Annotated in this window: 12 protein-coding genes and 1 tRNA gene; 5 read left to right on the plus strand and 8 right to left on the minus strand. The window is 50.4% G+C overall.

The window, feature by feature from the left end; genetic code table 11:
- Positions 1-37: 37 nt before the first annotated feature.
- A complete protein-coding gene (locus tag ACFOE0_RS18370; protein WP_248934746.1) occupies positions 38-1,840 on the minus strand; it encodes a serine/threonine protein kinase in 1,803 nt (600 codons plus the stop codon).
- A gap of 249 nt (positions 1,841-2,089) precedes the next feature.
- On the opposite strand from ACFOE0_RS18370, the gene ACFOE0_RS18375 reads away from it, so the two are divergent.
- Entirely contained in the window at positions 2,090-2,434 is a 345-nt protein-coding gene (locus ACFOE0_RS18375; RefSeq protein WP_115137337.1) for a hypothetical protein, read from the plus strand.
- A 70-nt stretch (positions 2,435-2,504) separates the two neighbouring features.
- Positions 2,505-3,161, plus strand: a complete 657-nt coding sequence (locus ACFOE0_RS18380; protein WP_248934063.1) for a thiopurine S-methyltransferase — start codon at positions 2,505-2,507, stop codon at positions 3,159-3,161.
- 74 nt (positions 3,162-3,235) lie between these two features.
- Here the strand turns inward: ACFOE0_RS18380 and ACFOE0_RS18385 are convergent, their stop codons facing one another.
- Positions 3,236-4,264, minus strand: a complete 1,029-nt coding sequence (locus ACFOE0_RS18385; protein WP_115137335.1) for a porin — start codon at positions 4,262-4,264, stop codon at positions 3,236-3,238.
- A gap of 504 nt (positions 4,265-4,768) precedes the next feature.
- Between ACFOE0_RS18385 and tcdA the strand changes: the two genes are divergently transcribed.
- Positions 4,769-5,575: a tRNA cyclic N6-threonylcarbamoyladenosine(37) synthase TcdA gene (gene tcdA, locus ACFOE0_RS18390; RefSeq protein WP_248934747.1), complete on the plus strand. Its 807-nt coding sequence runs from the start codon at positions 4,769-4,771 to the stop codon at positions 5,573-5,575.
- A 103-nt stretch (positions 5,576-5,678) separates the two neighbouring features.
- Here the strand turns inward: tcdA and ACFOE0_RS18395 are convergent, their stop codons facing one another.
- The gene (locus ACFOE0_RS18395) at positions 5,679-7,199 is read right to left on the minus strand and encodes a sensor histidine kinase (protein WP_248934064.1); all 1,521 of its coding nucleotides are present in this window, start codon (positions 7,197-7,199) and stop codon (positions 5,679-5,681) included.
- A gap of 156 nt (positions 7,200-7,355) precedes the next feature.
- Between ACFOE0_RS18395 and ACFOE0_RS18400 the strand changes: the two genes are divergently transcribed.
- Positions 7,356-7,967 (plus strand): superinfection exclusion B family protein, encoded by a 612-nt coding sequence (locus ACFOE0_RS18400; protein ID WP_115137333.1) that lies wholly within the window; start codon positions 7,356-7,358, stop codon positions 7,965-7,967.
- A gap of 62 nt (positions 7,968-8,029) precedes the next feature.
- Here ACFOE0_RS18400 and ACFOE0_RS18405 read toward each other — a convergent pair whose 3' ends face one another.
- Positions 8,030-8,164 (minus strand): DUF3149 domain-containing protein, encoded by a 135-nt coding sequence (locus tag ACFOE0_RS18405; protein ID WP_248934065.1) that lies wholly within the window; start codon positions 8,162-8,164, stop codon positions 8,030-8,032.
- 340 nt (positions 8,165-8,504) lie between these two features.
- Between ACFOE0_RS18405 and ACFOE0_RS18410 the strand changes: the two genes are divergently transcribed.
- A tRNA-Leu gene (locus ACFOE0_RS18410) sits at positions 8,505-8,591 on the plus strand.
- 370 nt (positions 8,592-8,961) lie between these two features.
- Here ACFOE0_RS18410 and ACFOE0_RS18415 read toward each other — a convergent pair.
- The 4 genes from ACFOE0_RS18415 to ACFOE0_RS18430 form a co-directional block, all read right to left on the minus strand.
- On the minus strand, positions 8,962-12,024 hold the full coding sequence (locus ACFOE0_RS18415; RefSeq protein WP_283106301.1) for an efflux RND transporter permease subunit: 3,063 nt from the start codon (positions 12,022-12,024) through the stop codon (positions 8,962-8,964).
- Between the two features lies 1 nt (position 12,025).
- Positions 12,026-13,117: an efflux RND transporter periplasmic adaptor subunit gene (locus ACFOE0_RS18420; RefSeq protein WP_248934067.1), complete on the minus strand. Its 1,092-nt coding sequence runs from the start codon at positions 13,115-13,117 to the stop codon at positions 12,026-12,028.
- Positions 13,114-14,151, minus strand: a complete 1,038-nt coding sequence (locus ACFOE0_RS18425; protein WP_248934068.1) for an efflux RND transporter periplasmic adaptor subunit — start codon at positions 14,149-14,151, stop codon at positions 13,114-13,116. Before ACFOE0_RS18425 ends, ACFOE0_RS18420 begins: the two co-directional genes overlap by 4 nt.
- A gap of 360 nt (positions 14,152-14,511) precedes the next feature.
- A complete protein-coding gene (locus tag ACFOE0_RS18430) occupies positions 14,512-15,555 on the minus strand; it encodes a site-2 protease family protein (protein WP_248934748.1) in 1,044 nt (347 codons plus the stop codon).
- Between the last annotated feature and the right edge of the window lie 10 nt (positions 15,556-15,565).

Below are 15,565 nucleotides of genomic sequence, written 5' to 3' on the forward strand. Positions count from 1 at the left end.
AGAAACCTGCGCAATGCCGCAGGTTTTCTTTTACTTGTTATCCGGCCCTGGGATCTCTGGGGTAGAATTTCTCCGGCAGAGCCTGAATATGTTCAAACTCCCGGGTGTTTTTGTAGGGCAACTTCATAAAACCGGATACTCCATAGCCCTGAATTTTCCCCACATGATTGAGAATGCGATCCAGACAGGCTCGAAATGCTGCCTGACGTCTGGGGTTCAGCAGTTTGAAATAGCTGTGGATCTTCATATGGGTGGGCAACACTTCAAAAATGATACAGCCGGTATGATGGATCTGGTTGAGGGTGCCCAGCTCTGTCATGATCTCAGCAGGCAACTCCAGGCTTTCATCCGGGTCGCGACCATCCTCAAAGTAGGAGTGTAACCGCGACTTATCTTCCTGCAGGGGCACATCGTTAACTTCAAAGGGCAGCTGCTGATTCTCCCCGGCGACAAACTGCTGTGATTCATCTTCACGGGTGATATGCAGTGTGTCCCTGGCATTAAAGAAGCAGGCTTTGAATGTGCCCTGTTTATGTATCCCCCGCGCCAGGGTAATCATATTGCCCACCACCTGAGAAAATGCATGTTTCAGGCTGTCGTCGTACAAGGCGAGGTTTGAGTCCACATACAAAGAGTTGTCCTGCCAGTGCAGTGCCAGCCCTCCCATAATGGGGTAATGCCCCAGTCTGCCGAGTGCCGCCAGAAAGCCTTTCTCTGTATCTCCCATGCCAGCCATAAAATTGCGGTAGTACTTATCCAGCTGAAAATCATCGACCCGGGCGATGGGCTCATCGACCTGATGTTCCCGCAGGAAGGACTTACGGGATGAGTAGCTCACTGTGTCCACCTCTTTATTGGTGGCCTGGGTCCACACCGGGATTGGCGCGTGGTACTCCTCGTTGGACAGTTTGGGTAACAACAGACGTTGGGGGCGGCTCATCGCCTTGAGAAAATAGTCGCCAGCACGATAACGGGTGTTGGCATCATGACTCAGCATTCCTTCAAGGATTCTTGCCAGCTCTACCGGCAGCCCAAGACTGGTGGGCGGGATAACTTTGCTGCCAAATCGACTGGGCAGGCCTGAGGCCAGTGCAAACAAAGTACCTGCCACGCCCTGTTCATCAAATCTGGGACTGGAGAGACCTGCATTAAGTTGCTCTTCGCCGATAAAGTAAACGTCTCCCATGCGGGCGTTGGTATGCTGCTGGTCGCCGCTGAGCAGGTTCATCACATTGCTGGCGACCGGCTCATTGTTTTCATCTCTCTGAGCAAAGACAGCCGACCCCCAGTCAATTAACGAGAGGGTTTGACTGGCCTCATCCCACATCAGATTGGAGGGTTTGATATCACCATGTACCAGAGGCGTACCGACTCTCAGGTAGATCAGAATATCAGCCAGCTGACGGGCGATCTCCATGACCTCTCCGGGAGTGAGAGCTCCCCTGCGTAAGCAGAGCTGCTCCAGATCTTCTCCCTTGGCTCTTTGCATCACCAGGATGCCCTGACGCCCGACCATCTCGAACTTAACCAAAGGGGGCACATGGGGGTGATTCAGCAGGGAGATAATATGGGCTTCATCCTCCAGTCTGTCCTGAATATGTCGGGGCAGGGTGATGCGGGAGAATTTGAATACATGGGATTCTCCCTGCTGATTGACTCCGGCAAACACAAAGCCATATGCCCCTTTACCCGCCAGTTCAATGTCCGAGTACCCCAGCTTGCTGAGTTGCTGTTTACACAGACGGATCCAGGCCCTGTGTTTACGGGCATCGTCAGCTTTCAGCAGATAAACGGATTGCTCTTCAGCAATATAGAACTGTTGTAGCAGAGGTGTGGGCAAGTTGCTCTCCTTGGCATCGGCATCCTGTGTGGGAGTCGCCGTATTCATCACAGACTGGTAACTGAGAAATCACTAAAATAACGTTTTGTACGGGAAGCTTCATTTAAGCAGTAAGCTTCCTGATTGTTCAATTGTTATCTGTCTAAAGATTCGACAAGCCCTTTGATGTAAATCAAGTAAGTCAGCATGCTCAGTGGGTTATGTTGATTTTGTAACCTGATTGAGTTAGAGACGCAGACAGGAGGGCACATGACAGCCCCGGTAAAATCACAATTATTAGAGTTATACGAATTCGCCCGCAAACGCATTATTCAGTCGATGGAGTTGCGTCATTGCCCCCATGCCGGTTTTTACAACCCAACCGATGATCAGTGTTTGTTTTGTCATCAGGGGATGGAATGTGTGTGGATGAACCACAATGATGAGCTGGTGTCAGTGGAAGAAAAGTCGGTAGAAGAGCTCAGACAACAGGTTTTGATTGCCGAAGACTTTATTCGCTCAAGCTTGACGCCTTATCATTTGAGCCGACGTAAGTGTCAGTGCGAAAACTGCCTATGGCTGCGTAAGGCTCAGGAAGTACTGCGGGGTGAATAACTCTGCTTCTGTGTTTTTCCTGCCCGGAATTGGGTAGAGTAGCGTCCATTAAGAATTTTCGGAACTTCTGATGGACGCAGCATTCTGGCACAGTAAATGGGACTCCCAGCAAATCGGTTTTCACCTGGATTCGGTCAATCCCCTCCTGATTGAGTATTGGTCATCCCTGGCCTTGACTCCCGGCTCTGAAATTTTTGTTCCCCTCTGCGGTAAATCTCTGGATATGACTTTTTTGGCCGAGCAGGGCCATAAGGTGCTTGGCTGCGAGCTGAGCGAACTGGCAGTGTCTCAGTTTTTTGATGAGCAGCAATTGTCGGTTAATGTGTCCGATGCCGGGGTACATAAGCTGTATCAGTTTGATGAGATCAGCATCTATCAGGGGGATATTTATGCCCTCCGTGCAGAGCAAACCGCCAATTGTACTGGCTTCTACGACAGGGCTGCCTTGATTGCCTGGCCGGAAGAGATGCGTGATGGTTATGCCAGAAAACTGGCTGAGTTGATTAAGCCCGGCACAGCTGGTTTGTTGGTGACGCTGGATTACCCGCAGGAGACACTACAGGGCCCGCCATTTGCGGTCAGTGATGCCTGGGTGGAGCAACATCTGGCTGAGCATTTTGAAATTGAGCAGTTGTGCTGCCGCGATGTGCTGGCGGATAACCCAAGGTTTATCAAGAAAGAGGTGCCCTGGTTAAACGAGGCTGTCTATCGACTGGTGCGTAAATAGTTGGTGGTTAACACTTAGGGCAGAAATAGCAAAGGCGCCATCAGGCGCCTTTGTTGTATCCGGTTTAAGCCAGATTAGAAGTCGTAACGAACACCAACGGTGAATACGTTGTCGTCGCTCAGATCTACTTTAGCGCCAGCCATTTTGTAGTCGCCTTCGTACATGGCGTAGTGGCCATAGATCAGGGTGGACTTGGCCAGACGGTAATCAGCACCAACAGTGATGCTCTGTACGTTTACGTCAGAGAATGTGGCTTGATCAGCTGCATTACCGATAGAGTTTTGGAAGTATTTGCCCAGACCAGCTTCGTCTTTGCCGTATTCAGCCTTCAGGTTTACACCGTTCAGGTTGTAAGCAGCGTTAACGAAGTAGCTGTTACCTTCCATGTTGGAGAACTCTTTGCTTTCAGTGTTCTGGAACAGACCGCCCAGTTTGAAATCAGCCAGTTTAACCTGACCTACAACGCGGTAAGCTTCAACATTGGCAATACCATCCATGTAAGCAGCTGCTACATAGTAGTTATGAGCTTTCAGCTTCTTGTCACCCAGAGTCGCGCTCAGTGCATACTGCTGCTCTTCAGTGTCAGTTTGGTTGTCTTTCAGCAGGTAGGTTGCGTTCAGAGTAACCAGATCAGCGATCTTTGGAGAGTAGTACCAGATACCGTCAGCAACACGCTCTTGACCAACGATCAGACGATCGATGTCGGCGTTGGTGTTACCGAACAGGTCAACACCGCCTTCAGTTTGCTTGAATACGTGGTCGTTACGACCTACCAGAACGGTACCGGCATTGGTTTTCAGACCCAGGAAAGTGTTACGGGCAGAGAAAGTTTTGCCAGAAGTAGTGGTGTTATCTACGCCGAATTCCATTTGGTAAATGATGTCGAAACCGTCAGCGATTTTTTCGCTGCCTTTTACACCGATGTGGGAAAAGTTGTTTTCGAAAACAGTACCTTCTTTACCATTCATGGTAGTGGTGCCGTTGTCAGCGTTGGTTACAGCCAGATCCAGGCGACCGTAGAAATCTGGGCCTGCGGCCAGTGCAGAGGCAGAAGCCATAGCCAGTACTGAGGCGATGGACGCAGAAATAAAACTCTTCTTCATTCGTATTGCTCCCTAAAACTTCCGTTTGGGTTGTTTTTGATTCAGGTAGTGTCGTAGTGCAGACTTCCGGTCTGTTACAACTTCGGGGGCAATTTTTGCAGCTTTGGCCCTATAAAATTGTGCCTTGGGTCATACTTCTGGTGATTTTTACCTGTGTATATAAGGACTTGCAAAACAAGCTGGGTGTTAACTCAATGTTGCTTGCTGGCGCTGCGGGATTTCTCGTAGATTAAGTAAAAACAATGGCTTATATATGTGATTGTTAATATCTATAGGGTGGTGATGGACTGTGGTTCATCCGATTGCTCATTGTTTTCATAGAATTAGCTGTTCTGACTGCTGTTTTTTTGTACTCGATCGGATGGCTTTGGTTGTCTGAGTCGCATTTTCATTTTGGCTGGTGTGATCTGTGTCGCGCGATGGGCGTGTTTGGCGGATGATGGAATTTGGGTAAAATACGCCCTTTGTAGTCCTGAGCCCCTGTGAACGGTTGTCCTTAATATGTTGTCTGAAGCTTATTTGAATCGATTTGGCGGAATTGCCAGATTATATGGTGCCCAAGGGCTCACTAAATTCCATGGCTCCCATGTAGTGGTTGTCGGTATTGGCGGCGTGGGAACCTGGGTTGCCGAGGCGCTGGCACGCAGCGGTATCGGCCGGATTACTCTGATTGACCTGGATGATATCTGCGTGACCAATACCAATCGCCAGAGTCATGCTTTGGCTGACACCATTGGCCAGTCCAAGGTAGAGGTGATGGCCGGGCGGATTAAGGCTATCAACCCTGAATGTCAGGTTGAGCTGATTGAAGACTTCATTACCACAGATAACCTGGGCGAGTACTTTGTGCCTGCCAAACAGGGCGGTGATATTGATTATGTGGTGGACTGCATTGACGCGGTTAAACCCAAGGCAGCTCTAATTGCCTGGTGTAAGCGCAACAAGATGCGAATCGTGACAGTTGGTGGCGCCGGTGGTCAGCTGGATCCTACTCAGATCCAGGTAGCAGATCTGGCCAAAACCTATCAGGACCCTCTGTTGGCTAAGGTGCGTAACTTGTTGCGCCGCGAGTATAACTTCTCCAAAAATGTCGACCGTCGATTTGGTATTGATGCCGTGTTTTCCACCGAGCAGTTAACCTATCCCGCAGCAGACGGTCAGGTTTGTGCTGCCAAGCCTGAGGCGGGCGGCACCATGCGTATGGATTGTTCATCGGGCTTTGGTGCCGTGACTGTGGTCACCGGCAGTTTTGGTTTTGTGGCTGTCAGCCGGGTACTGAAAAAACTGGCCGATTTGGCTAAAGCTGAGTAATAGAACTCAAACAGATAAATGAAGGGCGATACTCCACGGGAATATCGCCCTTTTTGCTTGGTCAGCCCGCAAAGACTGATTTTTGTTGGTTCAGTGCTTTCTGTTAGCACTGATAGAGTTCGATATCCCCTGCCAGGCGGTACTGCACTGGGAACTGCACTACAAAGCCTGCGCCGCCCAGACTGGTATGGTGATTAAACCAGATGGTGCCCTGAAGCTGGGTAGTGGCGTTGTATGCCGCTGCCAATCCAAGCCCGGTAGCACCATTACTCCGGCTGGTGGTGTAGAAGGGTTCGAACATATGCTCGGCCACGTCACTGCTGATACCCGGGCCGTTATCCTCCACTGAAATCTTCAGTTGTTCATCTTCGATTGTGGCGCTTACCAGCAGTCGGTTGCCTTTATCTTTGGTAAAGCCATGACTGAAAGCATTGGTGAGCAGGTTGCCAACTATCTGACTGAGCAGGCTGTGGTTACAGACAATCTCAAGATTGGGGGCAATATTAATCTCGATATTGGCCTCTTTCGGCTTGTACATGAGCCGGGTTGAGTCGTAGAGATCTTCTACGGCCTGCAGCAAGTTCAGATCCTGCTGCTTATCCTGAGGTTGAGCCACAGCCACAGTTTTAAATTTCTGCACCAGTTGGCTGGCCTTGATGATATTACCGGTTGCCAGTTCGCAGCTTTGCTGGGTGTCAGCAATAATGCTGTTGATCTCATCCAGGGTGGGTTCATCGCCGTTTATCAGCAGGTGCAACTCCTCCAGTTCGTTCTTCACCATAGTGGAGGCGGTGAGGCAGACGCCAATAGGGGTATTGAGCTCATGGGCGAGACCTGACACCAGTCCCCCCAATGCTGCCATCTTTTCCTGCTCAACCATGAGTTGTTGAGCACGATTAAGCAACATCATGGATTGCTCCAGCTCTTTTGAGTGCTCTTTGTCTTTGAGTGACAGGTTATCCTGATACTTCTGTTCTCTGGCTTGCAGGGTATCCCGCTCAGTTTCAACTTGCTTAAGCTTGCTCTGCAGTTCTGAAAGTTGCAGCTCCAGAGGATTGGGGAGTTCCTTTTCAGGCTCCTTTGTGGTCTTGGCCGGAGGAGAAACTTTACGCCATAACCAGATAAGCCCAGCACTGGCTGCCAGTAATAACAGCAGACCATTGAAGAGCAACTGTTGCCAAAATGCCTGCCACAGCTCTTGCCTCAGGAGCTTACCATTGGGTTGAAGCAGAAGTTTGGCGGCGGGCAGGGTCTTGGAGTCGCCAAGGCTAAGTGACACAGAGGGGGTGCCGTTCAGGTCACCATGTTGCCAACTGAGATTATTGCCCATCGTCAGGGAGGCATACTCAAGCTCTTCACTCTCAGACAGTTCACTCAGCCAGCTCTTGATAAGGCTTGGCAGTGCAGTCACATCTCCTGTGGACAGGTTATCGAACAGTGTCGGCAGCCTTTGGGTCACGGCTCTCTCGACTCTGGCATTCTGAGCCGATATCAGGTCACTGTGTTTTTGCCCTGTTTGCAGCAGGGTGACCAGCAGTGTCAGTAATATCACGATCAATAAAACTGACTGAGTCAGCCTGCGAGCATCTGGATTTTCAAGCATTTGTTTGAAAAGGGTGATCATAGATCCCAGCACGTTAATCTGTGTATATAAAGCATAGTCGCCATACAGGTAGATAGCGGCGATATCCTTGATAAATCTTTGTGCACTTTGGTGCGGATATTGCAGAGTTTTTGTCCGGAAGTGTTTTGTTCAATTTTCTGACAGTTGGATACTGCTATGTTGAAGACAAATTTCTCAGAGCTGCCTGTATTCAGTGGCCGCAAACTGATGTTTAACTCCATGCTTTGGCTGGTAATTTGTTGTGCCACCTTGCTGTTCCTGCCTGAGTCTGTGCTGCAGGGGCTGGGTTTGTATGCTTTGGTTTCGGCCAACAACCACTTTATCGGTCTGGGCATGATAATCGGCATCGCCTATTTTATTGCCCGCCTGATGGGGGTCTTTCTGGATGAGGGGATCCGCTATTTAAGCGACAAGCGGTTGATTGAGAACATTGAACACAAGGTCAGCCTGTTGGACCTGTCAGAAAGGGCCTTGCTCAGAGAGTTCTTTTTGCAGGGAGCCACAATTCTGACGCTGCCCCAGAATGAAACGCCGGTAAAAAGTCTGCTTAATGCAGGTATTCTGGAGTGCCTGGGGAATGAAAAGCACTACGCCATTCATGGTCCCACTGCTGAGTACAAGATATCCATGAAGGCCCGCAGCTATCTGAATCGACAGATTTTACGATTACCATCGGGGCAACCGACTCAAGAAGAGATGCAGGCCCTGATAAAGACCAGGCCCACCTTTATCAATCATATTGCTCAACCCCGAAAACATGCCGCCTGATGTACCTGAGGAGTCGGCGCTAGGGATCATAAAGGCCGCCTTTTGGCGGCCTTCAGCAGAAATCAGGATTTTGGTGGTGCGGACTTTTGGATAAACATCCATGTAATGTAAGAAACAATGCCTATGGTGCTGAAGATTACCATCATGGACATCAGCCCAATGGGGTTACCAAACATCAAATCCAGCCAAAACGCCATAATAGACTCCACTAATCAATTCCTTTGGTGTCAGACTATTACGATTGTTAATTTATGTTAATGATCTTGATCAATGCCTGGTTTGTTTTGTTGTTCTTATGGGTGTGTTTCAGTGGCGTATTATGTTCGGGTTGAAAAATGCGCGATTGAATAACTGCGACCACCAAAACCTAAGGTAAAGGCTTGTCAAAGAAGAAACCAAAGGTATAATGCCCAGCATCTTCTGAGGAAAGCTCCTCACGAGATAGTAAAATTTGATGCCAGTGTGGTGAAATTGGTAGGTGAGAGCGAAGCTCGAACGGGGATTCAAAGTGAGTCCAAACACTGCAGACAATCTGATGCCAGAGTGGTGAAATTGGTAGACACAGGGGATTCAAAATCCCCCGCCCTTAAAAGCGTGTCGGTTCGAGTCCGACCTCTGGTACCATCTCCTTCTAAGGAGAACATAAACCGACCTTGAGTCGGTTTTTTTGTTTTTTATCATTGGATTTTGAATCCAGGGATTCACTATTCACACTATCAGCCCGCTCTTAAAAGCGTGTCGGCTGGGAGGCCAGTCCCACCGTTCCGACCTCTGGTACTATTTCCTTTTAAGGAGAACATAAACCGACCTAGAGTCGGTTTTTTTGTATATGGTCGGAAATTACCCCTTAATTTCCCCACATTTCCTCCATCCCTGGAGTCAGATACCTTGATCCCCGAACGACATGGATCGCTTTGGTTACTCAGTTCTCAGGTTGTTTTGGATAGGTACTTTCACTGAAAGTACCTACTGGCATCTCCGTAACACAGGTCAATTATCCCGGTACTTTGACCCGATAGAAGATCTTGTAGAACACAGGAACCACAATCAGTGTCAGCACAGTGGCAAAACCCAGACCAAACATAATGGTTACTGCCATGGGGCGGAAGAACACATCCGGCAGCAGGGGGATAAGCCCAAGAATTGTGGTTACCGCCGCCATACATACCGGCCTTACCCTGCTGACAGCAGCATCGACAATCGCCTGATAAGTACCCTTACCAAGCTCCAACTCCAGATTGATTTGATCCACCAGTACTATGCCGTTTTTAATCAGCATCCCTGTCAGGCTGAGGAAGCCCAGCAATGCCATAAAGCCGAATGGGGTATCCAGTGCTAGCAGACCAGCGGTGACCCCTATGATGGCCATAGGCACAGTCAGCCAGACGACGATAGAGTCTTTCAGTGAATTAAACAGCAGCACAGTGATCAGGAACATAAACAGATAGCCCAGGGGCAGGGAGGCAAACAGTGAAGCCTGTGCATCGCCGGATGACTCATATTCGCCACCCCATTCCAGCTCATAGCCTTTGGGCAAGTTAATTTGCTCAATCAGGGGTTGTACTCTGGCCTGCAACCCTGCTGCTGTCTCTTCACCAAGCGGGTCCGGATCTGCCGATACTGTCAGCACCCGTTTGCGGTTTTGACGGACGATAATCGGGTCTTCCCACTCTGTCGTGTATCCCATGGTGACCTGCTGCAAAGGGATATATTGCTGCATGGAGGGACTCCAGATCTTAATGCCTTCTATGGTATTCACATCGACCCTTTCATCATCCGGCAGCGCCGCGACAATGGGCATCAGCAGGGTACCATCACGGTACAGACCAACTGTTCTGCCGGAAAACGCCATCTCCAGCAGATTGTCCACATCCTGCTTGGTGATGCCGTAGCGGCGCGCCTGGCTCTCATTAAATTGTGGCGCGATAACCTTGGTGCGCTCCCGCCAGTCGTGGCGAATATTGACGGCATCAGCATCGGCTTTGAGTATGTCTGATATCTGGGCGGCAATTGAGCGCAGTACCTGTGGCTCTGAACCAATAATTCTGGCTTCAATTTTCGACCCTGAAGAGGGGCCCAGCTCGACACGTTTAAGCTTGTACTGCACACCCGGGTGATTGGACTCAATTTCATCGCGGATTTTTTCAATCGCCGGCAACACAGACTCATAACTGTCTGTCCGTACAATCAACTCTCCGTAGGCGCCATAGCTTTTTTCGGGAGAGTAGGTCAGCATAAATCGCTGATTACCTTTACCTGTACTCGTGGTGGCATATTCAATGCCGTCCTGCTCCAGTGCCCAGGCCTCAAGCTGCGCCAGTTTATCTGCCGTTGCATGAATATCGGTTCCTTCCGGCATCCAGATATCAACCATAAACATAGGCGTAGTTGAGGAGGGGAAAAAGGCTTGTTTAACCATACCGAAGCCCCATACAGATGCGCCCAGCGCGGCAATCAATACCACACAGGTGAGCAGGGTTTTTCGCATGCAGAATTCAAGAAAACCACGGTACAGAGTAAACAGAACGCCATTGTAAGGATCGGCATTGCCCGCTTCTTCCGGGTTGTCTTCCTCTTTGAAAAACAGATTGGCAAAAAATGGTGTCAGAGTGATAGCGGTAAACCAGCTGAGCATCAGGGAGATCAGCAAGACACTGAACAAGGTGCCGCAATACTCACCTGTGGCATCGTCAGACAAGCCGATGGGGGCGAATGCAGAGACAGCAATAACCGTTGCACCAAGCAGTGGCCACTTGGTTTGGGTGACAATCTCCGACGCCGCCTGCACCCGGGTCTTACCCTTCTTGAGACCCACCAGAATCCCCTCAACCACCACGATGGCGTTATCCACCAACATCCCCAGCGCAATAACCAGGGCGCCCAGGGATATACGCTGAAGATCAATCGCCAGATACTTCATAAAGATAAAGGTACCCAGCACAGTGAGCAGCAGTATCAGACCAATCAGCAAGCCGGATCTCAGCCCCATAAACAGCAGCAGCACCACAATCACAATGCCTACGGCCTGAGCCAGACTGACCACAAAGCCCTGTACTGAACCGTCAACCTCGGCCGGTTGGTTGTACACCCGGCCTATATCTATGCCTATGGGCTGATATTCCCTCAGCTCCTCCAGGCGGCGGTCAACTCTTTCGCCCACCTCGACCACATTGACGCCGTTGGTGAAGGAGACCCCCAGATTCAGTGCCAGTTGATTGTTGTAGGAAAGCAGATTGGTGGGGACTTCCTGGTAGTCGGTGCGTATGTCGGCGACATCGCGCAGATAGATAAGTCCTTCTGCTCCTGTGTCATTGATGATCAAGTCCCCCAGTTCCTGGGCGGATTGGAACTCCCCTGTGGTTTGGATACGAATATACTCATCGCCAATCCGGATCGCTCCGGCGCTGTTAACTGTGTTCTGGGTCTGGATTAACTGAAACAATGTTTGCAAAGAGATCCCCAGGCTGCTGAGTCGCTGCATGGACACTTCAACAAACACCTGTTCCTGCTGGATGCCGGAAACCTGCACCTTGCCGACGCCTTCAACCAGTTCCAGCTCCCTGCGCAGGTAATCCACATAATCTTTCAGCTCTGAGTAGGCGTAACCTTTGCCGGTCACCGCCAGCAGAACACCATAGACATCACCGAAGTCATCGATCACCAGCGGGGTTTGTACACCCGGCGGCAGGTTGCCCTGGATATCATTCACCTTGCGGCGCATTTCATCCTTGATTTGGGGCAGATCGTCCGGGCCATAGTTGTTCTTCATCGACACGGTAATCTGAGACAAACCCCGGCTGGAAATTGAGGTGACCTTGTCTACATAGACCAGTTGTTGGACCGCTTTTTCCAGTGGGTAAGTCACTTCCTCTTCTACTTGTTGAGGAGTGGCCCCTGGGTAGGATGTCACTATCATTACGTCTTTGATGGTAAAGGTTGGGTCTTCCAGCCTGCCCAAGCCAAGAAAAGAGATAATGCCACCGACCAAAAAAATGAGCGTCAGCATCCAGCTGATCACTTTGTTATTGATAAAATAACCGGCGATGTTCTGTTGCATATTATTGGTCCCCGCCATTAACTCTTACCAATTGACCGTCAACCAGCTTGTTGACTCCCGTTGTGACCAACAGCTCACCGGCTGACAGGCCGTCCAGTACTCTTATGGACTGAGGCATGAATTTCTCGGTGACGATGCGGCGTTTACTCACCCGCTTATCATCTCCTACCACCCACACATACTTCTCAGAAGCATCCAGTGAGTCGCCATCCTGGTTAAATACCGCCTCTACCGGTATTTCAACGGCACCAGCGCTGTACGCCGCCAGCCCTTCACCACTGACATTCACGTTCACGCTCATGCCGTCCAGTATCAGTCTGTCTTCGGGCATAGGCATGGTCAGTGTCACCATAAAAGCGCCGGAGGAGGGATCCGGCTCGGCGGTAAACTCCTTCAGTGTCAGGGGATACTCTTCGCCGGTAGTGAGTCTTACTCTGGGGTCTATGGATTGCGTGGTCTCAACCGCCTGACGATCACTGTGTTTCACATACAGGATATCCGCCGCCTGGATACGGATATCCACGTCGGAAAGCTTGTGAATATTCATAACCGTCTGACCAGTGCCGGTAATCTCGAACTTTTCTATTGGCACTTTGGAGATGATGCCGTCAAAAGGGGCATTCAGTATGGTGAACTTCAATCTCAGTCGGGCGAGATCCAGAATGGCTTTGGCAATATCTCTCTGGGCTTTGAGCTCATCCAGTTGCGACTGGGCCAGTGAACCGGTTTTAACCAGTTTGGCTGCTCTGGAAAACTGACTTTGAGCCAATTCATATCTGGCTTTGGCATCATCGACGGCCAGTTGATAATCGGTGGCATCCAGTCTGGCCAGTTGCTGACCTTTGACCACCTGTTGGCCTGGCTTGACGCTGACTTCCACCACCTCACCTGCTACTCGAAACGAGAGCTCAGATCTGTCTGCGGCTGCGGCCACGGCCGGAAACTGCATTCTGGGTGATGCGGTTATCTGCTGCACTGGCTCTACTTTTACCAATGGCGGCTGACGCTCCTTATCCTGAGTCTGTGGGTTACAGGCGGTGAGAGCGAGGGCGGTGAGCAGCAGGCCTGCTGGCTTGGTTACCGGGTTCATCATAATCCACGCTCCTTAACCCAGGGGGTGACCTTGTCACCCGGTTTCAGGCTGTCTACGCCTGTCATCACGATAATGTCACCGTCGCTCAGGCCCTCAAGCAGCTGCCCCTGCTCAACAGCAACTTTGGTTTTTTGTACTCTGTTGTCGGCATCCAGTTTCCAGACATAATGACTGCCATCCTGTTCGCTGAGCAGGGCTGAGTCAGGAATACTGGAACTGACGGATTGATTGATAGGCACTATGACTGTGGTGGACATACCGGGGAGCACATTGATATTTTCGGGGCGTTTCAGTGTCAGGGTGATTTTATAGCTGCCTGTTTTGGGGTCAGCCTCGGTATCTTTTTGCTTCAGGGAGGCCTGAAACTGCTGGTCCGGATAGGTATCGAACACTACCATGGCCACGTTCTCTTCCTTTTCTTCTTCCTGATCCAACTGGCTGAGCAGGCGCTCCGGAAACTGAAAAGTCACATTCACAATATCGTTGGTTTGGATATTCATGACCGGCTCGTTGGCCTGCACATATTCGTAGTTCTCTTTGTGGCGTAAAGAGATGGTGCCCCGATAAGGAGCATGCAGAGTGGCATAGCCAAGATTGGCTTTGGCCAAATCCCGGTTGGCAATGGCTTCGTTAAGTGCTGACTCGGCTTCTTCAAAGTCCTGCTCAGAGACCACAAAATCCTTTCTCAGTCCCGACATTCGTTCGTATTGGACCTTGGCCAGCTCATAGTTTGCCTGGGCCTGAGCCAGTTCAAGTTTGAGTTCCTGAGGGTCCAGTGCAGCCAATACCTGTCCGGTTTCTACTGCAGCGCCAGCTCTGACTGCCAGTTGCTGCAGTTGACCTGGGACTCTGAAAGTCAGCACGGCACTGTCATCTGCGGCGACAACCGCAGGAAATGTTCTTGTTTGAGCTTCACCGCTGACAGTCACTGTCATCAATTTAGCCGGGCGGGAATCGGGTGGGGGAATGTCGACCTGTTTGTCACCACAGCCGGTAACAAGGGCAGGGATGCATATCAGGAGCAGTCGTTGCATGGCAATCTCCGATAACGGTTGGATTAGACGAATATCCGGGGCTATTCGTTGTCCCAATCTGTTACCTAACCGCCGGGGTGGGAGCCGGTCGGTACTGCAGGCACTGATTATTTTAAGTTTGGCAGAGAGTCATCGCTCATCTGACACTTTGATTCAACATAAATGAATGTTTAAACCATATCCACAGAGCATTGTTCTTTTGCGTGTTTTTTGAACTGCGTGAGTGTTTCAGGGGATTTTTTACCCTTCATTTCAGTGCGGGTGGAAAAGTGGGTAAACAAATATAAGGGGGGATTGGAGCAATAGCTGATACGGCTGGTAAGGAAAAGGGGCCGGAGCCCCCCGGAATTAGAGTGTGAGTTAGCTCTGGAGAATCTTAAGAGGCAGACCCAGAAGGTCATCGCCCGTGCCGGCGAAATACCAGATTACCCCGACCAGTGCGGCAACAGTCAACAGGTACCAGACAGTGCTGAAAATCTGTCCGTATCTGTCAAGCGGCAACAGGTGGGAATAGTGGCGGGTACGCCATTCAAATACGATTTCCAGGCTGCCGATCAACAGTAAGAACCCAAGCAGTGCCAGACCAAAGGTATAGCTGACAAATACTCCTATGGCCGCACCGGCAACACATGCCAGCAAACCGGCAACACTGTTCATGGAGAAGCTGATGCTCTTCAGAATATGGCCCCCATCAAGGGGCAAAATAGGCAGCAGATTGAATAGGTTAAGCAGGGCGTTAAAGGTTGCCAGACCGGCAAAGAAGATCTCGCCTGTCAGCCAGTACAATGCCATACACAGGAGTGACATAAACAGGCCGAATGTGGGCCCCATAATGGAGATTACTACATCCTGCCAGCGGGTATTGATCTTCTCATCTGACAAAGCCAGGCCGCCCATAAAGGGGATCAGGTAGATCCCCTTGGTCTTCATGCCGAAGTATTTCATTGCCCGGATATGGCCATACTCGTGGAACATCAGACAGGCGATCAACGCCAGCGCAAATTCGAATGAAAACAGCCAGGAATATGCGGCAACACTGGCTCCCGCCAGTGCGACTTTAATTACTTTGGCACTTTTCAGCAGCTTAAAACCGAGAGATGCAAGACCTACCAGACTGAACTTTTGTGGCTTCGGAGGCGGGGTGTAAGGGGTTTGCTGTTCAATATCTTTGGTGGTGCGCTGTCCTTCGGCCAGGGGGCTGCCATTGGCGGTGACAGTGTAATCCAAGACAAAAGGTTGCCACTGCAGCTGAACATCCAGCACGACTTCTATTTGCGTGCTTTCGCCGTCCTGGGTTTGCTGTGTCAAAGCGAATTGATGGCGACTGTTGCCCTCCTCCTGGCTACCGGCACTTTGCTGTGATACCAGAGTATTATCCCAGAATAACTGTTGCCAGCCTGCCATGGAGCCTTCC

Origin of the sequence: Shewanella submarina (genome assembly GCF_042646185.1) — a bacterium.
Taxonomy (GTDB): Bacteria; Pseudomonadota; Gammaproteobacteria; order Enterobacterales; family Shewanellaceae; genus Shewanella; species Shewanella corallii.